Annotated in this window: 23 protein-coding genes and 1 pseudogene; 17 read left to right on the forward strand and 7 right to left on the reverse strand. The window is 41.2% G+C overall.

The annotated features are described in order from the left end of the window. The 7 genes from ACXM1Q_RS06235 to ACXM1Q_RS06265 form a co-directional block, all read left to right on the forward strand. On the forward strand, positions 1 to 335 hold a 335-nt coding region (locus tag ACXM1Q_RS06235; protein ID WP_458517183.1), incomplete at its 5' end, for a transposase. Between the two features lie 297 nt (positions 336 to 632). After that, positions 633 to 1103, forward strand: a complete 471-nt coding sequence (locus tag ACXM1Q_RS06240) for a PTS sugar transporter subunit IIA (protein WP_458517185.1) — start codon at positions 633 to 635, stop codon at positions 1101 to 1103. Further along, entirely contained in the window at positions 1096 to 1401 is a 306-nt protein-coding gene (locus tag ACXM1Q_RS06245) for a PTS sugar transporter subunit IIB (RefSeq protein WP_135035525.1), read from the forward strand. Before ACXM1Q_RS06240 ends, ACXM1Q_RS06245 begins: the two co-directional genes overlap by 8 nt. An 80-nt stretch (positions 1402 to 1481) precedes the next feature. Further along, on the forward strand, positions 1482 to 2876 hold the full coding sequence (locus ACXM1Q_RS06250) for a PTS transporter subunit IIC (RefSeq protein ID WP_458517224.1): 1395 nt from the start codon (positions 1482 to 1484) through the stop codon (positions 2874 to 2876). A 69-nt stretch (positions 2877 to 2945) separates the two neighbouring features. After that, complete coding sequence (gene lacA, locus ACXM1Q_RS06255; RefSeq protein ID WP_458517188.1) at positions 2946 to 3371, forward strand: galactose-6-phosphate isomerase subunit LacA; 426 nt, start codon at positions 2946 to 2948, stop codon at positions 3369 to 3371. 38 nt (positions 3372 to 3409) lie between these two features. Then, positions 3410 to 3925 (forward strand): galactose-6-phosphate isomerase subunit LacB, encoded by a 516-nt coding sequence (gene lacB / locus ACXM1Q_RS06260; protein WP_458517190.1) that lies wholly within the window; start codon positions 3410 to 3412, stop codon positions 3923 to 3925. Between the two features lie 145 nt (positions 3926 to 4070). After that, entirely contained in the window at positions 4071 to 4859 is a 789-nt protein-coding gene (locus tag ACXM1Q_RS06265; protein ID WP_135035536.1) for a DeoR/GlpR family DNA-binding transcription regulator, read from the forward strand. Positions 4860 to 4917: 58 nt separating this feature from the next. Here the strand turns inward: ACXM1Q_RS06265 and ACXM1Q_RS06270 are convergent, their stop codons facing one another. Genes ACXM1Q_RS06270 through ACXM1Q_RS06280 form a run of 3 tightly spaced genes read right to left on the reverse strand, consistent with a single transcriptional unit; the run spans position 4918 to position 7546 of the window. Next, positions 4918 to 6237, reverse strand: coding sequence for an FAD-containing oxidoreductase (locus tag ACXM1Q_RS06270; protein WP_458517192.1), 1320 nt, complete (start codon positions 6235 to 6237; stop codon positions 4918 to 4920). Positions 6238 to 6286: 49 nt separating this feature from the next. Further along, positions 6287 to 6472, reverse strand: a complete 186-nt coding sequence (locus ACXM1Q_RS06275) for a hypothetical protein (protein ID WP_458517194.1) — start codon at positions 6470 to 6472, stop codon at positions 6287 to 6289. Positions 6473 to 6526: 54 nt separating this feature from the next. Further along, positions 6527 to 7546 carry a lactonase family protein gene (locus tag ACXM1Q_RS06280; protein WP_458517196.1) on the reverse strand — a complete coding sequence of 340 codons (1020 nt, stop codon included), beginning with the start codon at positions 7544 to 7546 and terminating at the stop codon, positions 6527 to 6529. A gap of 145 nt (positions 7547 to 7691) precedes the next feature. Here ACXM1Q_RS06280 and ACXM1Q_RS06285 point away from each other — a divergent pair, with 145 nt between their 5' ends. The 3 genes from ACXM1Q_RS06285 (at position 7692) to ACXM1Q_RS06295 (ending at position 11289) form a co-directional block, all read left to right on the forward strand. Beyond that, a complete protein-coding gene (locus ACXM1Q_RS06285; RefSeq protein WP_458517198.1) occupies positions 7692 to 8846 on the forward strand; it encodes an AI-2E family transporter in 1155 nt (384 codons plus the stop codon). Continuing rightward, positions 8836 to 10071 carry a tetratricopeptide repeat protein gene (locus ACXM1Q_RS06290; protein WP_458517200.1) on the forward strand — a complete coding sequence of 412 codons (1236 nt, stop codon included), beginning with the start codon at positions 8836 to 8838 and terminating at the stop codon, positions 10069 to 10071. The genes ACXM1Q_RS06285 and ACXM1Q_RS06290 overlap by 11 nt, the downstream gene beginning before the upstream one ends. Positions 10072 to 10146: 75 nt before the next feature. Next, positions 10147 to 11289, forward strand: coding sequence for a hypothetical protein (locus ACXM1Q_RS06295; protein ID WP_458517202.1), 1143 nt, complete (start codon positions 10147 to 10149; stop codon positions 11287 to 11289). 88 nt (positions 11290 to 11377) lie between these two features. On the opposite strand, the gene ACXM1Q_RS06300 is transcribed toward ACXM1Q_RS06295, so the two are convergent. Beyond that, positions 11378 to 13060 carry an Rqc2 family fibronectin-binding protein gene (locus tag ACXM1Q_RS06300; protein ID WP_458517204.1) on the reverse strand — a complete coding sequence of 561 codons (1683 nt, stop codon included), beginning with the start codon at positions 13058 to 13060 and terminating at the stop codon, positions 11378 to 11380. A gap of 208 nt (positions 13061 to 13268) precedes the next feature. Here ACXM1Q_RS06300 and trpX point away from each other — a divergent pair, with 208 nt between their 5' ends. After that, the gene (gene trpX / locus ACXM1Q_RS06305; protein ID WP_458517206.1) at positions 13269 to 14282 is read left to right on the forward strand and encodes a tryptophan ABC transporter substrate-binding protein; all 1014 of its coding nucleotides are present in this window, start codon (positions 13269 to 13271) and stop codon (positions 14280 to 14282) included. A 442-nt stretch (positions 14283 to 14724) separates the two neighbouring features. Here trpX and ACXM1Q_RS06310 read toward each other — a convergent pair whose 3' ends face one another. Further along, on the reverse strand, positions 14725 to 15483 hold the full coding sequence (locus ACXM1Q_RS06310) for an ABC transporter ATP-binding protein (protein WP_458517208.1): 759 nt from the start codon (positions 15481 to 15483) through the stop codon (positions 14725 to 14727). Beyond that, the gene (locus ACXM1Q_RS06315; RefSeq protein WP_458517210.1) at positions 15480 to 16346 is read right to left on the reverse strand and encodes an ABC transporter permease; all 867 of its coding nucleotides are present in this window, start codon (positions 16344 to 16346) and stop codon (positions 15480 to 15482) included. The genes ACXM1Q_RS06310 and ACXM1Q_RS06315 overlap by 4 nt, the downstream gene beginning before the upstream one ends. A gap of 202 nt (positions 16347 to 16548) precedes the next feature. On the opposite strand from ACXM1Q_RS06315, the gene ACXM1Q_RS06320 reads away from it, so the two are divergent. The 5 genes from ACXM1Q_RS06320 (at position 16549) to ACXM1Q_RS06340 (ending at position 20397) form a co-directional block, all read left to right on the forward strand. After that, positions 16549 to 18210 carry a ribonuclease J gene (locus ACXM1Q_RS06320; RefSeq protein ID WP_458517212.1) on the forward strand — a complete coding sequence of 554 codons (1662 nt, stop codon included), beginning with the start codon at positions 16549 to 16551 and terminating at the stop codon, positions 18208 to 18210. A 10-nt stretch (positions 18211 to 18220) separates the two neighbouring features. Then, on the forward strand, positions 18221 to 18997 hold the full coding sequence (locus ACXM1Q_RS06325) for an alpha/beta hydrolase (RefSeq protein ID WP_458517214.1): 777 nt from the start codon (positions 18221 to 18223) through the stop codon (positions 18995 to 18997). Between the two features lie 51 nt (positions 18998 to 19048). Beyond that, positions 19049 to 19726, forward strand: a complete 678-nt coding sequence (locus tag ACXM1Q_RS06330) for a matrixin family metalloprotease (RefSeq protein WP_458517219.1) — start codon at positions 19049 to 19051, stop codon at positions 19724 to 19726. A 120-nt stretch (positions 19727 to 19846) separates the two neighbouring features. Continuing rightward, positions 19847 to 20119 (forward strand): type II toxin-antitoxin system RelB/DinJ family antitoxin, encoded by a 273-nt coding sequence (locus ACXM1Q_RS06335; RefSeq protein ID WP_458517221.1) that lies wholly within the window; start codon positions 19847 to 19849, stop codon positions 20117 to 20119. Next, positions 20119 to 20397 (forward strand): type II toxin-antitoxin system YafQ family toxin, encoded by a 279-nt coding sequence (locus ACXM1Q_RS06340; protein WP_135035570.1) that lies wholly within the window; start codon positions 20119 to 20121, stop codon positions 20395 to 20397. The genes ACXM1Q_RS06335 and ACXM1Q_RS06340 overlap by 1 nt, the downstream gene beginning before the upstream one ends. Positions 20398 to 21172: 775 nt before the next feature. Here ACXM1Q_RS06340 and ACXM1Q_RS06345 read toward each other — a convergent pair. Continuing rightward, positions 21173 to 21295, reverse strand: a pseudogene (locus ACXM1Q_RS06345) (IS30 family transposase); the annotation flags it as partial. Positions 21296 to 21335: 40 nt separating this feature from the next. On the opposite strand from ACXM1Q_RS06345, the gene ACXM1Q_RS06350 reads away from it, so the two are divergent. Then, positions 21336 to 21513 (forward strand): helix-turn-helix domain-containing protein (locus tag ACXM1Q_RS06350; protein ID WP_458517226.1); only part of this gene is annotated, 178 nt, incomplete at its 3' end.

Below are 21513 nucleotides of genomic sequence, written 5' to 3' on the forward strand. Positions count from 1 at the left end.
TATCAGGACAAGTTGGTCAGACTTTTATAGCTCCAATGATTTACAAAGAGAGTATGACTAGCGATTTCTTTGTAGAGTGGTTTAAACAAGAGCTTCTACCATCTTTAAAGACTCCTCATGTTATTATTATGGACAATGCAAGTTTTCACCCTAAAAAAATATTAGATAACCTTTCTATCTATGCTGGTCATTTCTTTTTACCTCTACCACCGTATTCTCCAGAATTAAATCCTATTGAAAAAAGTTGGGCTATTTTAAAAAAATCAGTTACAGAATTACTTCGTAAAATGGACTCTATAACTGATGCAATAACATACTATTTAAAAACTAAATGACTATATATAGTTTCTAACAATATTGTTTCAAAAACCGAACATAAATTGTTGAATTTATGTTCGGTTAGTTGTATAATTTAAACATAAAGAGGGAAGTCGTTGATTGTTGCAACAGGTGAATGAGATTCTTTTGTCTTTATGGAGGATCATTTTCAAAACAATAGAAAGCGCTGTCATCCTATTTTAGGAGAATTTGATGAATGGTGCTTGGTTCCGGACTTGATTAGAAGGGAAGAATGAGGAACCTGTTTATGAAAAGTGAGTTTAATGAATCGATGGTTATGGGGGAGAAAGATAATGACCTATGAAATTATCCATACAGATGTCGCGACTAGAGAAGATTTATTTGAACAGGTTGCGGAAGTGTTGCAGAAGAAGGGGTATGTAACAAACGGTTACTTAGAGGCTTTAAAGGAACGAGAAGAGGCTTTTCCAACGGGGTTAAAGGTTACCTTACCTGACTCACAAGAAACAATTTATACAGCAATTCCCCATACAGAGGTGGACTTTTGTCTAGTTAATCAAGTAATCTATGTCCGAAATGAGACGGCGTTAAAATTTCAGCACATGATTAATAAAGCAGAGGACTGTTATCCGAAATCCATGTTCTTCATTTTAAACAATCGTCAGGACGGACAGACAGAAATTCTTGCCAATCTCATTGGTTTTTTTACAACAGAAGGAGGGTTAGCCGGATTAGAGCAATTAAGTAGTGACGCAGAGATAAACCAATATTTATTAGAAAAAGGAGTGTTTCATTATGATTAAAATTTTAGCGGCTTGCGGTGCAGGTGTGAACTCTAGTCATCAAATTAAAGAGGCTATTGAGAGTCAATTATCCCAGCGTGGCTATCAAGTGATGTGCGATGCAGTTATGGTCAAGGATATTACAGAGGATATGGTTCAAAAATATGATATTTTTGCTCCCATTGCAAAGACAGACCTAGGCTTTGAATTATCTATCCCAGTCGTGGAAGCAGGAGCAATCCTTTACCGCATTCCAGCGATGAGTGCCCCAGTCTTTGAGCAATTGGAACAGGTGATTAAAGAGAATGGATTAAGCTAGGAGATTTATTGTGAATAAGGAGAAGAAGTATGGGTGGATTTATTGAACTGGTCAATGCTGCTTTAAACCCTATTATTGAGATGGGCGCCCCTGTTATGATGTTTCTCATTCTAACTTTATTGGCGAAAGCTTTCGGTGTTCCATGGGGAAAGGCCTTGGAAGGAGGAATCAAATTAGCGATTGCTCTAACGGGCACGGGGTTGATTATTGGTATTTTAACAGGAGCTTTTTCAGAGTCTTTGCAAGCCTTTGTGAATCACACAGGGATTACGCTAACGATTATTGATGTAGGATGGGCTCCTCTTGCAACGATTACCTGGGGTTCCCCTTATACTTTGTTTTTTCTATTAGTCATGCTGATTGTCAATATTGTCATGATTTTTATGAAGAAAACAAATACGCTTGATGTGGATGTGTTTGATATTTGGCATTTATCGATTACAGGTCTACTTATTATGTGGTATGCGGAAAAAAATGCTTTGCCAACTCCAGTAGCCTTACTTATTGCAACAATTGCAGTTGTATTGGTAGGAATTTTGAAGTTGATCAATTCCGATTTAATGAAGCCAACATTTGATGATCTGTTGGGAACAAAGACTTCCCCGATGACGTCAACGCATATGAACTATATGATGAATCCACTGATTTTATTATTGGATCGTCTTTGTGATCGTTTCTTCCCAGCTTTGGATAAGTATGATTTTGATGCAGCTAAATTAAATCAAAAGATTGGTTTTTGGGGTTCTAAGTTTGCGATTGGCTGCATGCTTGGGTTTGTCATTGGAATTATGGGAGATCCTCGGTTGACACAGGAATCGATGAAAGGTTGGTTCGCACTCGGTTTCACAGCTGGAGCCTGCTTGGAATTATTCTCTCTTATTGGTTCCTGGTTCATCGCAGCAGTGGAACCATTGTCTCAGGGAATCACTGATTTCGCCAATAAAAAAATGGGCGGACGTCTATTTAATATTGGTTTGGATTGGCCATTTATTGCTGGTCGTGCGGAAGTTTGGGCGTGTGCCAATATTTTAGCCCCGATTATGCTGGTAGAAGCTGTCTTACTAGCTAAGGTGGGGAATGGAATTTTACCTCTTGCGGGAATCATTGCCATGGGGATGACACCAGCTCTATTAGTAGTGACACGCGGTCGTCTACTCCGGATGATTCTGTTTGGTAGTTTGTTATTACCTCTGTTCTTGCTATCTGGAACGATGATTGCTCCTTTTGCAACGGAATTGGCTAAGAATGTTGGTGCTTTTCCGAAAGGGGCTCCTGTTAATGCGATGATTACGCATTCCACCTTGGAAGGACCAATGGAGAAAATTCTGGGCTATATGATTGGCGATGCTACAACAGGTCAACTGGCAGCAGTTTTGAATTTACTAATTTTTCTAGTGCTTTATCTAGGTCTTTTTGCTTGGTATCGAAAACAAATGATTTTACGAAATCAAGAATATGCTAAGCAAGAGCAGTAGGGATTTCTAAAATGATAGAACATTGAAATGGAAACGTTTTTTGACTCACTATGAATGAAAGGGGAAACTATGAAAGTTATTATTGGAGCAGATCACCATGGACAAGAACTGAAAGAAGTCATTAAAGACTATCTTCGGGAGTTAGGTCTTGAGGTGGTAGATGTTACAGAGGATCAGCAGGATTTTATCGATGTTACTTTGGCGGTGGCTCACCAGCTTCAGCAAGATAAGGAGAGCTTAGGAGTGGTTATTGATGCCTATGGAGTAGGTTCTTTTATGGTGGCCACTAAGATTAAGGGAATGATTGCTGCGGCTGTTTCAGATGAACGTTCAGCTTATATGACAAGAGGTCATAACAATGCACAGATGATTACAATGGGAGCAGAAATTGTTGGGCCAGGTCTCGCTAAGAATATTGTTGAAGCTTTTGTAAACGGTTCTTATGATGGGGGACGTCACCAAATCCGAGTGGATATGCTTAATAAAATGTGTTAGTACATGAAAGATAGTAGACGGAAATTTGGAGGAAAAACATGAAAATTGCAGTTGGTTGTGATCACATTGTAACCTATGAAAAAATTGCGGTTGTTGATCATTTAAAACGTCAAGGACATGACGTAATTGATTTGGGGACTTATGATAATGTTCGTACCCACTATCCTATTTTTGGAAAACGAGTAGGAGAAGCGGTTAGTCGCGGTGAAGCTGAAATTGGTGTCTGTATTTGTGGGACAGGTGTTGGAATTACGAATGCAGTAAACAAGGTACCAGGAATTCGTGCGGCTTTAGTTAGAGATATGAGTTCTGCCTTATATGCTAAAAGGAAACTGAATGCGAATGTTATCGGATTTGGTGGTAAAATTACGGGTGAACTGTTGATGTGTGATATCATTGATGCTTTTCTCCAAGCAGAGTTTGAGGGAACTGCAGAGCAGAAACATTTGATTGAGAAAATCCAGGCAGTTGAACACTTGAATGAAGACCAGCTTAATCCCGGATTTTTCCAAGAATTTTTAGAAAAATGGGATCGTGGAGAGTATCATGATTAAGGGCTCAGTTCCTATTTTTCTATTCCATTCTGAGGAATAAGTATTCGAGGAAAAATAGGTAATTTCTTGTTGCGAAGTTGCTAGAATGGCTCTGTTAGTTTCCTCCAGAATATATGGTACAATGATAGAAAATAGGGAGGACTTTATGAACAAACAGGAGAGGTTAGCTGAAATTACGCGTTTGGTCCATCAACGGGGGACAATTCGTATTTCGGAAATTGTAACCTTATTAAATGTGACAGATATGACTGTTCGTCGTGATCTAGCAGAATTAGAGGAGCAAGGAATTTTAACCAAAATTCATGGTGGTGCAAGGAGTAATAAGGCTTTTCAATACCGTGAATATTCTCACTCTGAAAAAGATATTCAACATAGGGAGCAAAAGAAGGAGATTGCTCGTCGTGCTGCTTCTCTGATAGAGGAAGGAGAGACGATTTTCCTTGGTCCGGGAACAACGGTTGCGTTTTTGGCAGAGGAGATTCGGAATACCCGTCTGACAGTCATTACAAACTGCATGCCTATCTTTAGAATCTTGTTTCAAAAAAAGACCGAAGATTTTCATGTTTTTCTCTTGGGTGGGGAGTATCGTCAAGTGACAGAGTCATTTGTTGGGGAAATTACGAATACCAGTTTACAGGAGATGCACTTTAGTAAGGCATTTGTTTCTGCAAATGGATTGAAAGGGAGTACCGTGATGACGTCAACCTTGGCAGAAGCCTATACGCAGCGGCTAGCCATCGACCATGCGGTTGAGAAATATCTTTTATTGGATTCGTCGAAGATTGGAAAAGATGATTTTGCCTCTTTTTATCACCTAAAAGATTTAACAGCGATTATGACGGATGCTCAGATGGACCAGGAGGGATTACAGTTTTTAGAACGGTATACAGAAGTGATTCCTCCAGAAGTATCTTTGGAAGAAAAAGAAGAGTAATGAAAAAACTAGGGACTCTGTTTCAGAGTCCCTAGTTTTTTAGGTTTTATTTAAGAAATTAAAGATTAAACAAATCATTTAAGTTTTCAGCTAATGTTGGATGCGTGAAGATTTGTTGGGCTAGGTAAGTGTAAGGGATGTGGTTATCCATAGCCATTGTAATCAAGTTGATTATTTCTTGAGCATTGTGGGATAGGATACTAGCTCCAAGAATTTCTTTTGTTTCAGTATTAACAATAGCTTTGAACGCTCCACGAAGATCACCGTCAACATGGCCACGAGGCATACCAGCTACAGGCATTTCTTTCGCTTTATAAGGGAGGTTTGCAGCTTGGGCTTGGGCTTCGGTCAGACCAACTTGAGCCAAGGTCGGTTGCATGAAGATGGCATTTGGGATATGTTTGCGGTTATCCAAGGTATAGCTACCGTCCCCTTCCAGATAGTTGTATACAATGCGGAAGTCATCTAGGGAAATGTAGGTAAATTGTGGGCCGCCATTAACGTCTCCAACTGCGAAAACTTGTGGAACTGTTGTTTGGCAATGAGCGTCAACTTGGATGGCTCCTCGATCAGTTAATTGAATATCTGTGTTTTCCAATCCAAGATTTTGGGTATTGGGTTTTCGACCAGTTGCATAGAGGAGAGCATCAAACTCAAAGGTACCTGCATTTGTATCTAAGCTGACTTTACCATCAGAGGTATTTGTAATGGCTTGGGTCTGTACTCCTAAATGAATCTGGATTCCATCTTCCTCCAGATATCCTTTAGCCATCTGAGCCAAGCTTTCTTCACTACGTGGTAGGAAAGTCTCAGCAGCATCTAAGATAGTGACCTGGCTTCCAAGGCGATTGTAGAGACTGGCAAATTCTAGGCCAATAGGTCCAGCACCAAGTACTCCTAGTCTTTGCGGTAACTCAGCCAAGCCTTGAATACCAGTAGAATCATAGACATGTTCGCTCTCTAAGAGGCCTGGAATAGGGAGTTGGTTGGAGATGGCACCAGTATTGATAATGATAATCTCAGCAGTGACTTCTTGCTGATCATCTCCTGCGGTTAATGTTAGTACTTTGTTGGATTGAAACCGAGCTTGAGCATCAAAGAGGGTTACGCCTGCTCCTTCTAACATGGCATAATTTTTCTTGTTGAGCCGGCCAGTTACGGCATTTTTTTCGGCCATGACTTGGCTAAAAGATTGATTTTCTTCAGCAGCACGGATTAGAGTCTTGGTTGGGATACAGCCGATATTGATACAAGTGCCTCCATACATAGCTGGATCTTGTTCAGCTAATCCGACTTTTTTGCCTTGGCTAGCCATTTTGGCAGCTAAGGTTTTTCCGGCTTTTCCAAAACCAATTACAAATAAATCAAAATGTAGCATACGCTTCTCCTTAGTAAAAAAGCACCAGCAAGGGCTGGTGCATAGTGTGTTAGAATAGCTTTTTCAACTTGTCGACTGCACCACTTAAACCTTCTGATCCTGAAACCAAGGCTTTAGCTTGGTCAAGGTAAGAGCCAAGATCATCTTTGTGTTCGTCGATGAAGCGTTTTGCAGCTTCGATATCTTTACTTTCGATTAATTCTTTAACCTTGTTAAAAAGTTCAGTTGGGTTCATGGGTATCTCCTTTTGTTTTACTAGTACTAGGATAGCACAATCTGTTATGAAAGGCTATTCATAAGGGTTGGAAGAAATAAATACAGCTTCGGGAACATAGAAATCTTGGGATAGTAGTTCTAGGAGTCCTGTTTGTACATCTCGTTGAAAGACACTAGCATTATCTGATTCTTGGTGAACGACAATCAAGAATTGTTGGTCGCTAGAGAAATTAAAATCTCTAGGGAAATCTCCATGGCTAGAGATAATTTGAATCTGCTCTAAATTACCATCTGCTAGAACTTTGAAAACGGTAATCGAATTGTGACCACGATTGGAGACATAAACAAAGTTTCCGTCTTGGCTCATACGGATAGCTCCTACGGCATTGTCTCCTTGGAAATCTGCTGGTAGGGTAGATTGGCTATTCAAATAGTCGAAATCCCCGACTCCGTCATAGACTAAGGTCTCAACTGTTGAATTGAGTTCACACGCTAGGTAGGCCATCTTGAAGTAGGGATGGAAAACTAGGTGACGAGGGCCCGCTCCTGCTTGGGATTTGTATTGCCCTACAAGGGATAAATGACCTGTATCTGAAACAGCATAGGTGCTGACACGATCTGCACCTAAATCACAGGTGACCAGGTAGTTATCAGGTGTTAAATCTGAATAGTGGACATGGGAGGAGGCCTGGTTCGGATGAGGACCGGACCCTTCTTTAGTAACAACATCGGCAAGGTCTAATTGTCCATCTTTCCGAATGTGATAGGAGGTCACTTGCCCTTTATGATAATTGGAACCGTAGACGAGTTGCCGTCCTTTATCGTAGGCTACATAGCACAGGGAGGCACCATCTTCTAAGACGTGATTCAACAGCTGCCCTTCTACGGTGTAAGCCCCAATGCCTCCCCGTCCGTCTTGGGCTGCAACGCTATAGAGTCTATCTTGTGGGCTAAAGGCCAGATAGGTGGGGCTGGTTTCTCGCGCAAGGAGTTTCAAGTCTGAAAGCTTACCAGTCTCAAGGTCCAGCTTGGCCTGATAAATCCCTTGAGATTCACGTTTAGTATAGGTTCCAAAATAGAGGATATCAAACATTTGCTTCTCCTTTACTTGATTGCTTGAATTTGAGGATCGGATGAATAAACAAATTTGTTTTATCTTCATTATATCATAGGCTAGCTCGAGTTATTTTTGTAAAAAAATGTTAAAATGAAGGGAAATCTTGAAAAAGGAGCTAAGTATGCAGGAAAAAGAGCGAGGTTTTAACCTTTCCTGGTTTTTTAAGTGGTTTTTAGATAATAAAGCCATTACCGTCTTTTTAGTCTCTTTATTACTCTTTTTGAATATTTACCTCTTAACCAAAATTAGTTTTTTGTTTATACCAATCCTGGATTTTCTTCAGGTTTTGGCCTTGCCACTGATCATGTCTGGCTTGATTTTTTATTTACTGAATCCTTTGGTTGATTTCTTGGAATCTCGTAAAATTCCTCGACTTTGGGCCATCGTTTTGGTCTTTGTTTTGATTTCAGCCTTGCTAGTATGGGGCGTTGCTGTTTTGATTCCCAATCTACGGAATCAGTTTGTGGCTTTTGTCCATAATTTTCCAGCGTATTTGGATCAAGCAGAAGTCGTGGTGAATCAATTGATTTCTCAGCCTATGTTTGAAGCTGCTAGACCACAGTTTATGGAGCTTAATAATGAGATTTCTAATCGTTTGACGGAGTTTGTCAGTCAGTACTCACCACGGGCTGTTGATTGGGCTAGTAATTTCTTGTCAAGTGTGTCTCAGTTCTTTGTGGCGATTTTGATTATGCCGTTCATTGTTTTTTATCTACTACGGGATGGTAAGGAATTGAATCCGTATTTAAGCGCGTTTATGCCGACAAGATTCCGCCCAACTTTTAGCCGAATTATGGCGGATGTTAATAAGCAACTGGGCAATTATGTCCAAGGTCAAATTACGGTTGCTTTTATTGTGGCCATTATGTTTATTATCTTTTTTAAATTGATTGGTCTCAACTATGCGGTAACACTAGGGGTTACTGCAGGGTTCTTAAATTTGATTCCGTATTTGGGAAGTTTTTTAGCAATGATTCCAGCCTTGATTTTGGGTTTGATTGCAGGTCCTACCATGTTGATTAAGGTTATTCTAGTTTTTATTATCGAGCAGACCATCGAAGGTCGCTTTGTTTCTCCCTTGATTTTGGGGAGTCAGCTTAATATCCATCCTTTGACCATTCTTTTTGTCCTTCTGACATCTGGAAGTATGTTTGGAGTTTGGGGTGTCTTCTTGGGAGTGCCGGTTTACGCGTCTCTCAAGGTTATTGTTGAAGCATTTTTCACTTGGTATCAAGAGGTATCAGGACTGTATGAGGAGGAAAACAATGAATCCTAGTCACATTCTCCTAGAGGCTTTAGAACATCAGGATTTAGAGGCAGCGCAAGCTGCCTTTCATCAACTTTTGCAGGAGTCCTCAGAGGAGGAACAGTTTGAAATGGCGCTGTATCTAGAGGAGATGGGATTTTATGATCAAGCTCAACTTCTTTATGAGCAAGTTAAAGAAGCCTATCCGGAAGCCTATTTGAGTCTGGCACAAATGGCTAGTCAGGAAGGTCAGACCGAGGAAGCTTTTGCTTATTTGGAAGAAATTCCAGAAACCAGTGACTGGTATTTAGCCAGTCTCTTAGTGAAAGCCGATCTCTACCAAGCTGAAGGCCTATCCGATGTAGCGCGTGAAAAGTTGATGGAGGCCCAATCTCTTAGCACAGACCCGATTATCGTGTTCGGGATTGCGGAATTAGAGTTTGAGTTGGGGAATTACCAAGCTGCGATTCAGTCTTATGCCAGTTTGGACAATCGAGAAATCTATGCCTTAACGGGAATTTCAACCTATCAGCGGATTGCCCTTAGCTATGCCAGTCTTGGGAAGATGGAAGCGGCTATTGAGTTTTTAGAAAAAGCTATTGAATTGGAATATGATGATAAGAGTGTCCATGAATTGGCTCTTCTTTTGTTGGAGACAGGACGGACGCAGCGTGCCTTGGATTATTTCCGTCAATTAGAGGCCTTATCGCCAGATATGCTAGGTTTTGAATTAGGTTACGCAAGAGCTCTTAGAGAGGAACATCAGTTGGAACAAGCTTTGCGCGTGACGGAGGCTGGTTTGAAGAAGAATCCTTTTGATGAGAGCCTGATGTTATTAGCCTCTCAGCTGGCTTATGAAGTCCACGATATGCAAGGGGCTAAGACCTACCTGTTAAAAGCTCTGGAAATTGCGGAGGATTTGGAAGAGGTCTATCTGCGCCTCAGTAATCTTTACCTTGAAGAGGAGAATTTCCAGGAATTGGTGGATCAGATTCCTAAGGATGTCGATTCTGTACTGACTAAGTGGAATGTCGCCAAGGCCTTTCAATCCTTGGAAAAGGATGAGGAGGCTTTTGAACTTTACCAAAGTCTAAGGGGGGACTTGAGAGACAATCCAGAATTTTTGGAAGAGTATGCTTATCAATTACGCCAAATGGGGTATCGGGAGGAAGCTGTTGAAGTTGCCCAATCCTATCTAGCTCTAGTTCCTGATGATTTGGCTATGCAGGAATTTTTGGATAGTTTAGATGATTAAAATATATTCAGGTTCCTAGCTTGGTCCTTGAAAGTATGCTATAATCGAAATAATGTATTCTAACAAGGAGTCGTGATGAACAAAGCCTTAATAGTGGTTGCGAAGGTCAACCAGATTCAAGAATTGGAGACCCTGCTGAAATCAGTTATTCTCCATAATCAAAATCTTCATTTTTATATCGCTCATAATGGAATTGCCAAACAATGGTTTGGTAAGATTCGAAAACGACTGGCGGGTCTATCTGTAGACTTGACCTCTGTTCGCTTGCCAGAGGAGTTAGCGGACACAGATATGAGTCCTTTCCGCTATACTTTAGATTATCATGTAGAGGAAGAAAGTGTCTTGCTTCTATCACCAGATATGGTTGTGACTGGAGATTTAGGTCCCGTTTTCCAGAAAGATTTGGGGAATATTCTATCGATTTCCAGTGTCCAGAATCAGAATGACCTTGAAACAGGGACAGATGGTCGGGTTAAAGTGATTAGTCACCATGTTCCAAAATCTGTTAATTTAAAAAACTCCTTATCGGAGGAAAACATATCTAATAAAATGGATGTGTCTTTATTGATGAAGGGGAGAAAGCGCAAAGGAGTTGAGAACCTCGAAGAGACTGAACTGGAAAAAGGGCCGGTCTATCCGATTGTTATTCATTTTGATACTCCCTTCAAGCCGTGGTCTGAACTTCGTCGAGTTCCTTATCAAAATGTATGGTGGTACTATGCCAATCTCACGTGGGATGAGGTTATCTTAACTAGCCCATTCTTGTTGGAGGCACAAGTCCAATCCCTTTCTAATTATGACTATGTCGGTTGGGTCTATACCTACTCTGATGAATTACTTCATTTGGAGACCTTAGCTAGAGAACTACCGAATATTGGTTTTGTAGTGGCAGCACCAACTGAGGTGTCAGATTCCTTGATGAGTCTATTGGTCTATCCGAATATTACCTTGGTACCGGGTGTCAGTCAAGATAGTCTTTTGTACGAAGAAATTGTTCGAGAATCTGATTTCTACTTAGATATTAATGGCTACATGGAGGTTGGAAGTGTTGTCGCTGATATGGCGGCGGCTGGAAAACCTATCTTGGCCTTTGAGGAAACGAAGCATGGGGATCATGGTCAAAAAGTCTTTTCACCTGATAACCTCTTCCTAATGATTGAGACGATTCGTCATTTGGAGGTAGAGAATCTGTTATCCTCCATTGGAATCAGTAATTAAATCAAACCAGAGCAAGGTGCTTACAAAGCCGGATTTCGTAAATGGCTTGCAAGACAAAAAGGGTCGAGTATGTTTACTCGGCCCTTTTTCAGTTTGATTGTTTTTGTGCAGCTTGGCGCATAGCTTCGATTTTGTCGGGGTCAGGAGTGACTCGAAGGGTGTTTTGGCCAGTATAGGTGACAAAGCCTGGGCACCCCCCTTTGGGTTTGTGGAGTTTCTTGACCGGTAGCATATCTACTTGGATCAGATTGGAGTGACGAGCCTTGGAATAGTAGGCTGCTAGTTCAGCAGCATCTGTTTTAATGGCGTCAGAAGGATCGGGATTATTGGTGATGACAACATGGCTACCAGGGATATCCTTGGCGTGGAACCAGAGTTGGTCTTTCTTAGCTAATTTAAAGGTTAGTTCATCATTTTGAAGGTTGTTACGACCGACCAAAATCAGGGTTTCTTGATCGCTGGCTAAGTAAGCTTCTGGTTTTTGCCGGCGTGCTCGTTTATCTTGCCGGCTACGTTTGAAGAGACCAGCGGTTACCAGCTCTTCTCGAAGTTCGGGGATATCTTCAAGTCTTGCTTCGCCAAGTAAAAACTGAACTCCTTCTAGGTAATGAGCCCATTCCTGACTCTCTTCAATTTGCTGGTTGAGGTGGCGGATGGCCTCCTTAAATTTTTGGTAGCGTTTGAAGTAGCGTTGGGCATTTTGATTAGGAGTTAGCGCCTTGTCCAAGGCAATGGTGATGGGTTCATCTGTATAGTAGTTGTGTAAAATCACTTTGTCTTGATCGTTGGGAACTTGGTTGAGATAGGTCGTCAAGAGCTCCCCTTTTTGGCGATAGGATTCTGCCTTGTCGGTGTCCGCTAGCTCCTTTTCTAACTTCTCCAGTTTATCTACTGTTTTTTTCAATTCCGAATCGACTCGACGAATGAGCTCTCCCGCCTGCTGTTGGACCCGATCTCTTTCTGCTTTTTCGGCAAAAAAGAAATCCAGAGTTTCAGATAAGGAGGGATAGGTCTGGTCTAAAGAGTCTGGAAAAGGAATTGGAGAGAAAGATTTAGCTGTCAAATGACCTTGACTGGGAGCTTGGAAAAATTGATGGAAAGCATTGAGGCGGCTGGAAGCATGCTTCTCTAAGTGAGTTTCCAGAGCTTGGGCGGTATCTCGGCCTAATCCTTGAAAGTAACCTTGGAGGGTCTTGGCTTTGAGGTTTGTTGTTTGTAAAAAGGCGAACAGTTTTTCTTCCTCAATGGTAAAGGGATTGGCCCGTTCATCTGCTGGGGGTTGAATAGCTTGTACTCCTGGTAGGATGGTCCGATAAGAGTTCTGACCAAAACCTACATGTTTGATGGCTTCTAAGATTTTATGCTGAGTTTGGTCAATTAATAAAATATTGCTGTGTTTCCCCATCAGTTCAACCTGCAAGACGGCCGATTGGCTGTCCCCGATTTCATCTTTGTTTTGAGTCGTGATTCGGAGAACCCGGTCGTTTTCAACTTGTTCGATATCTTGAATAATGGCTCCCTGCAGGTATTTACGGAGTACCATGATAAAGGTAGAAGGATTGCTTGGGTTTTCAAAAACTTGCTGGGTGAGTTGGATTCGGTTGAGTGTTGGATGGACTGAAATTAGTAGTCGTTGGTTCTTACCCTGGGACCGAATTTGGAGCAAGAGTTCTTGTGCAAAGGGTTGATTAATTTTTTGAATACGTCCGCCGATTAGTTGAGACGCTAATTCTTGTCTCATATGGTGGAGAAAAAAACCGTCAAAAGACATGGGAACCTCCTTGATACTAGTCTTTAGATTATAGCAAAAAAAGCGCTAATAGAAAAAACTCTGACTTGACTTTTCCGCCTATCTTGCATAAACTGGGAGTAATTGTAAGGCAATTCATTTGAAATGCTGAAGTTTATCGGACTGTTGAAGTTCATGCTTTAGTTGAAATGTTGCGAATATATTTTCATGTGGTAAGAAAGGGGAATCTATGAAAAATAAAGCCTTATTGATGACTTTGTTGGCCTTTTTTGTACTCCTCGGAGTTGGAGTGAGTCAAGAACTAGGTTGGTTCTCCTTGACAAGCCAGAGTCAGGCTACCAAGGCAAAATTAGGGGTTCTTCAGTTTGTTAGCCACCCGTCCTTGGACGAGATTTACAAAGGAATTCAAGCAGGGTTGGAAGAAGAGGGATATGGGAAAGAGAAGTTGGACATCCAATTTCTCAATGGCCAAGCTGATCAGAGTAAGCTGACCTTAATGAGTCAACAATTGATTGAAGGGGGGAATCAGGTCTTATTGGGGATTGCGACCCCAGCTGTCCAGTCTTTGGCTAATGCCAGTAAGGATTTGCCTGTGATCATGGGTGCTGTCTCAGACCCTGTTGGGGCGAATTTGGTGGAGGATCCAGAACATCCAGGCGGCTTGATAACGGGAGTCTCGGATCAAAATCCAGCAGCTCAGCAGGTTGCTTTGATTCAGACTTTAACCCCTACTGTAAAAAAAATAGGAGCCCTTTATTCCAGTGGAGAAGATAATTCCAAGTCACAAATTGCGGAGTTTAAGGAAGCTGCTGAAAAAGCAGGTTTAGAAGTAGTTGAGCAGGCCGTTCCTTCTACCAATGAACTCAATCAAGCAGTCGGAGTTTTAACGGACAAGGTTGATGCCATCTGGGTTCCAATTGACAACACCATCGCCTCAGCCTTTTCAACGGTTGTCGCAGCAAATCAGTCAGCCAAATTGCCTCTCTATCCAAGCGCTGGGGCTATGGTTGAAGCTGGTGGACTAGCTTCTGTTGTGGTCGATCAATTTGAACTTGGGCGAGCTACTGGAAAAATGACCGCTCGTGTTCTCAAGGGAGAACAACCAGGTGCTATTCCTGTTGAATTTTTCTCTCAAGGAAAACCCGTTCTTAATACGCAGGTAGCTAATGATCTTGGAATTCGTATTCCAGAGGATATCAAAAAGAATGCTCAGTTGGTGGTAACGAGTCAGACAGAAGAATAGAGCTTTTATCAAAGAGAGTGGGAAATGTGAGCGAATGTCGTTCGCTTTGTAGATTCAATGTTGCACAATCCAAGATTGTCCTGCTGTTTGACTTGATCAACCACGGTATCAAAGAATTTTCACGTTAGAGGCTGGTATTTAACCCAGCCTCTTTTTTACACAAAAAAAACGACCTGTCATGGTACGACGGGTCGAGTTTTCTGAGATCTACCTGTTATCCAAGGTTAATAGCATTGGGAAATTTAGATGATTTCTGACCGGTGTCCTTCTTTTTAGGGAAGTAAGTTATAAATAGACACAGGTAGAGAGGTGGGATAACAGGAAATATCAGGTTAGCTATTATTGAAAGCGACACTTGTTCATCAGAGTGTTACTTTTCAATAAGCTATATTCAGTATACTATATTTTCTGAAAATCTACAATAATTTTAGGGGTGGTTTTCCTAATCAAAGAATTGATAGTAATCTTGAAGGCTTAGTTGAGCCTTTTCTTCCTGTGTTAAATCTTGGATAATTTGTCCATTTTTTAAAATAAGCAGGCGATTACCATAGTGGAGAGCATCTTCCATACTATGGGTAATCATCAGACTGGTTAATTTCATTTCCTCAACAAACTGCTGAGTCAACTTCATCAAGTCTTTACTGGTCTTAGGATCCAGAGCTGCCGTATGCTCATCTAGCAGTAGAAGGTCTGGCTTTTTCAAGGTGGCCATTAGGAGGCTAAGGGCTTGACGTTGACCACCAGATAAACTTTGGACCTCGGTATCGAGGTGTTGGTCCAAACCATTTGGGATTTTTTTCAAGAGATCTTTGAAATAATCAATTTTTTCCTTTAACTGACGAGGGGTGAGGTCTCGTTTCTCACCACGATAATAGGCAAGTAACATATTTTCTGCCAGTGTCATTCGAGGAGCTGTTCCCATTTTTGGATCTTGGAAAACACGCGCAATAAAACGGGCTCTTTTTGCCGGTGACCAACTGGTGACATCTGTATCGTGGATGAGGATACGCCCACTGGTTAGGGGAAGAGTACCTGCAATGACATTGAAAAGGGTTGATTTACCAGCTCCATTTCCGCCTAGGACTGTGATGAAATCTCCATCATAGATGCTGAGTGAGACATGGTCTAGGATAACCCGTTTTTCCTCCAGCCCATTTTGAATGATCTTGGTAGCATCCTGTAGTTCAATGATTTTTTTCATGCGTTCAGTCGAACTCCTTTCAAAATGGATTTCCGAAGTTGGGGTACAATGAGGCAGAAAGCCAAAATAAGGGCATTGTAGAGGCGAAGATAGTTCGTGTTAAATCCAAGAGATAGGACCACCCAAATAAGGATTTGGTAAATAACAGCTCCAAGTCCAATCGAAATGAGGCGCTCCGGTAGGGTAACATTCTTGAAGAGTACCTCCCCAATAATAATACTAGCTAGACCAATCACGATAATCCCGATTCCACGAGAAATATCAGCATAACCTTCTTGTTGGGCAACCAAAGCTCCAGCTAGACCAATCATAGCATTGGACAGAATTAGCCCCATAACCTCCATTCGCGGAGTCTCGATACCAAAGCTCTGGGCCATGTCAGGATTGTCCCCTGTAGCAATAAAAGCTTGCCCCAGGCGGGTATTGAGAAAATAAATGATGGCAGCTAGCAGTAGGCTAAAAATCAAGAGTCCTAGTATCACATTGTTGATTCGATCCGTAAAAGGAAGCCAGGACTGAAGTAGGGATTGATTGAGCAGGCCTAAATTGGACCGTCCCATGACCATGAGCATGATGGAATGACAGGAGGTCATGACCAAAATTCCTGCCAAAATAATCGGAATCCGTCCCTTGGTATAGAGCATACCTGTGACAAAACCAGCCAAAGCCCCAGCTCCAGCGGCAGCTAAAGTGGCCCATAAAGGATTTATCCCCGCAGTAATCAGACTAACAGCTACCGCTCCTCCTAGTGGAAAGCTCCCTTCCGTTGTCATATCTGGAAATTTGAGAATCCGAAATGTGAGGTAGAGGCCCATTCCTAAAACGGCCCACAATAAGCCTTGTGAGATAACAGATAGAATCATAGACTCCAACCTTTCTTTTTAATCTGTTTCCATTGTACCAAAAAGAAGAGTCTTGAGGTGGATGGTCTGTCTAAATCCTATGTATTTCTGGAATGAGCGTGGGAAGGGAATAGAAAAAAAAGGCAAAATGTAGTATAATGGGGAGGTTCATCACAGGGTGAAATAACTACAATTTATGAAAAATTTATTCAAAGGAGGATGTATGTCAGACATTAAGATTACGGCTCTTGGCGGAGTTCGTGAGAATGGAAAAAACTTTTATTGGGCAGAAATTGATGAAGCAATCTTCATTTTGGATGCCGGTCTTAAATACCCAGAAAACGAGCAGCTTGGGGTGGATGTGGTGATTCCTAATTTAGATTATTTGATTGATAATCGTGATCGTATTGCTGGGGTCTTTCTAACTCATGGCCATGCAGATGCGATTGGTGCCCTTCCCTACCTTCTAGCGGAAGTTCAGGTACCTGTTTTTGGTTCTGAGCTGACCATTGAGTTGGCGAAGCTTTTTGTGAAGCGCAATGATCGTGTTAAGAAATTCAATGATTACCATGTTATTGATGAGGACACCGAGATTGATTTTGGTCAAGCAACGGTGTCTTTCTTCCGGACTACTCATTCTATTCCTGAGAGTCTGGGAATTGTTTTGAAGACAGATCAAGGTCAGATTGTGTATACAGGAGACTTTAAATTTGACCAAGCGGCAAGTCCAGCTTATGCGACGGATTTTAGTCGGTTAGCAGAAATTGGTAAAGAAGGGGTCTTGGCCCTTTTAAGTGATTCCGCTAATGCGGACTCTAGTATGCAAGTGGCAAGTTACAGTGAGGTTGGGGAAGAGATTTCCCAGACTATTGCGGATTGGGAAGGGCGGATTATTGTCGCAGCGGTTGCTAGTAATCTTTCTCGGATCCAGCAAGTTTTTGATGCCGCTGTTGCAACCGATCGCAAGGTTGTCTTGACTGGTTTTGACATTGAAAATATTGTCCGAACAGCGATTCGCTTGAAAAAATTGACCTTGGAAGATGACGATGTTTTGATCAAGCCGAAGGATATGGGACAATATGCTCCAGAAGAATTGATTATTCTGGAAACTGGACGTATGGGTGAACCAATCAATGGTCTTCAAAAAATGGCTCAGGGTCGTCACCGGTATGTCGAAATTACAGATGGAGATTTGGTCTATATTGTTACCACTCCGTCTGTAGCCAAGGAAGCAGTTGTAGCCCGTGTTGAAAATATGATTTACCAGGCAGGTGGGGTTGTTCGTTTGATTACCCAAAACTTACGCGTGTCTGGTCATGCTAACTCTCGAGACCTACAACTCATGCTTAGCCTCTTGAAACCTCGTTACCTCTTCCCTGTTCAAGGGGAGTACCGCGATTTGGTTGCCCATGCCAAAGCAGCCATGGAATTGGGGATGTCATCCGACACTATTTTCCTTATGAAAAAGGGAGATCAAATGGAATGGGACGGTCAAGGTTTTGTCTTTGCAGGATCTGTCCCAGCCGCAGACGTCTTGATTGACGGAAACGCCATAGGAGATGTCGGAAATGTGGTTCTTCGAGATCGTAAGGTTTTATCGGAAGATGGAATTTTTATTGTCGCTATTACGGTCAATCGTAAACAGAAGAAGATTGTAGCCAAGGCTAAAGTACATACCCGTGGTTTTGTCTATGTTAAGAAAAGTCGGGATATTCTACGGGAATCCGCTGATTTGGTTAACCAAACGGTTGAAGAATATCTTAGCCAACCAAATTTTGATTGGGCTGAATTAAAAGGAGCGGTACGGGATAACCTCTCCAAGTATCTCTTTGAACAAAGCAAGCGCCGTCCAGCGGTCTTGCCAGTTGTGATGGAAGTGAAATAGGAGAGCTTACGTGGCACTATTGAATTTTCAATATAGATCTGAAGTATTGTCTATGAGTGTGACGATTAATCTGCTTTACCCAGACGCTGCTTTATGCAATGCCGAGATAGAGGACATTCCAGTCCTGTATCTTTTGCATGGTATGAGTGGAAATGCAGATACTTGGATGCGTCGAACGAGCATTGAGCGTTATGTCAGAAATACGAATGTCATCGTAGTCTTCCCAGATACCCATGATGGTTGGTACACCAACACACCCTATGGCTATAATTATTTTGACGCCATTGCACTTGAATTACCACAAGTCCTTGCCAACCTCCTTCCGAAGATGAGCCGTAAACGGGAGAAGACTTTTGTAGCCGGTTTGTCTATGGGGGGCTATGGGGCTATGAAGCTGGCTTTGCAGACCAACCGATTTTCTTATGCCGCTAGTCTGTCAGGGGCACTGGACTTTCAAGATGTGGAGTCGCTCGTAGATGATTTCCGGGGGAGGACTTACTGGCAAGGAGTGTTTGGTCAGCAGGTTTTTGATAGGAATCACCCTGCTCATCTCGTGAACTGGTTAGAAGAAGCTGATAGAAAAACCAACCTCTTTATCTGGTGTGGGGAACAGGATTTTCTTTTTCCTGCTAATCAACGAGCTAAACAAATACTCGAACATGCGGAGTTTGATCTAACCTATAGCTCTAGTCCTGGAAAACACGAATGGTATTATTGGGATCAGCAAATCCAAGAAGTGCTGAAGTGGTTACCCATTGATTACCAAGAAGAAGAGCGCTTGAGTTAAGCTATTTTTTAGCCTCCTCCTTTATACTAGAGAGCCTAAGGAGGTGGAAATTTGTTTCTTATTCGTTTTATTTTGAGAGTTATCTCTACTATTTTCCACTTGATTTTTTCTTTGGTGAAGCTAGTTGTGTGGACTATTAGTCTGGCGCTCCTCCTTCTTTTTGTGGGACAATGGGTTACAGGTGGGCAATTACCTGTATCTAGTTATTTGACAGAGCTTCCCCAACGTTTTTTGAGCAATCCAACTCAAATTCCTACAGATTTGACCAATTCTAATTCAGATGAGCGTCATCGTTGGGATCAGAATCAGGCCTTGGTCTATATTTCTACAGAAGATAGTACGATGGTATCTGCCTATCGTGACGCCATGCGTCAGTGGAATCAAACAGGGGTATTCCAGTTTATTGAAACTGACGATGCCAGTCTGGCGCAAATCGAAGCTGGTGTTTACAGTGATTCCCAGGTTTCAGCAGCGGGAGAAACCGAATCCCAAACCAATGTTTTAACCAATCGTCTAAACAAGGCCAAGGTAGGACTCAATGCTCATTATCTCTCCAATCCCTATTATGGCTACAGCTATGAGCGGGTAGTCAATACAGCTGCCCATGAATTAGGTCATGCTATCGGATTGGATCATACGGACGAAGAATCCGTCATGCAACCGGCAGGCTCCTTTTACTCCATTCAAGCTAGGGATATTGAGGTAGTCCGCCAGCTTTATCAAGATTAAAGATAGATCGACCTGGGAAAAGCTCCCAGGTTTTTTGATGGTGAAATATGCATTATTCGTTTAATGTATTGACAACAACCGAATTTTTGTATAGAATTATAAATAAAGGAGAGTGGTAGTATGGCAACAACAAATTTAAATATTCGAGCAGATAAAGAGATTAAAGAAAAAGCAGATCAAGTATTTGGAGAGTTAGGGTTAACGATGACTGCGGCTATAAATCTTTTCTTACGTGCTAGTATTCGGGAAAACGGAATTCCATTTGAATTAAAATTAGACAATCCCAATTATAAAACTAGACTTGCTATCGAGGAAGGGAGACGAATTGCGGAAGATTCATCTGTACAAGGGTATCACTCAATTCAGGATTTAAAAACAGCGTTAGAAATATGATGAAATATGAGATTCGATTTACCAGTCGCTTTAAAAAAGATATAAAACTTGCAAAACGTCAGGGAAAAGATTTAGATAAGTTATTTCAAATTGTTGAGCAGTTAGCCAATGGCGAAACACTGGAAGAAAAATATCGGGATCATTCTTTGTCTGGGAATTATAGTGGAACTAGAGAGTGTCATATTGAACCAGATTGGTTATTAATTTACGAAATTATTGAAGATGTATTAGTTCTATCTTTACAGAGAATTGGTTCGCATTCTGACCTGTTTAAATAAAGTTTTTCAACTGGTGATATATATTTGAATATAACAGAATAAAGTTTGGTATTTAATAACATATGATGAGTTCTGATAGAGAAATTATCGAAGAAAAAAGAGTTTTAAAGGCTTTGAGCCTGTCGAAGAACTAAGTTTTTAAATATTATTGCAGAAAATTTGAAGATTTCTAACTAACAAACTTTCAAATATAATGGTCGTGGTAGTTATGGTTTAAAGGAAGGTAAGCTTTTTTTTAATCTAAGTTCAGGGACAACCCTCGACCTCGATAAGTCAATGTTTATTGGATTATCATCTAATACTGTACAATTCGAGAAGCCGATTGGAGGAGATATTGAGGTTACTGTAGAACAGCATTAATCATTGGAAGAAAGAAGGAGCTCTCGCTATCGTGATTTTATCCCAATTGGCTATTCTAGTAAATTAAACTGGAGGAAAGGTTATATTTTATTTGCTTGGCTGGTTGATAGGTATTTTTATAAAGTTTCTTTTAACCAGTCTGAGAAAAGAATGATGTATTTTACTCAATCGAAATGGTCTAATGAACCGATAAATAAGCGAGCAGATGAAGTCTATAATCAATTTTATTATGAACAAAAACTACAAAAGTTGCTATCGGAAGATGAAGTTCAATTTGCGAGATTCCGATATTCGGTACAATTGATCTATGTAGAATGTAACGAGGTACCAATAGCTACCCATATGCAATTAATAACTGACAATGAAGACGTATATTTTAATGTAATTGTTCCGAATGCTAAATTTCAAGTTGAAGTTAGCCACCGATAAGAAATTCCTTCGGTGACTTGTATTCTAAGCATTTTTTAGGATAGTTGTTTATCCAATTTTCAATAAAGGCGACCTCTTTTGAGGTCGTTTCTTTGGTTCCTTTTGGTATACTCTTTTAGATTATAAACTGTATATGATATACTGTTTTTATGGCATACGGAATTGATTTTAGAAAACGGGTCCTTGAATATGTTAAAGAGGAACATACACGTAAAGAAACAGCAGCTTTATTTAATATTAGCATCAATACTTTATACAGTTGGGAAAAGCAAGAGCGAGAACTCGGTCACTTAGAACGTAAAAAGCGTGTTGCTAAATCCAGAAAAA

It is taken from the genome of Streptococcus sp. 10F2 (genome assembly GCF_054331515.2).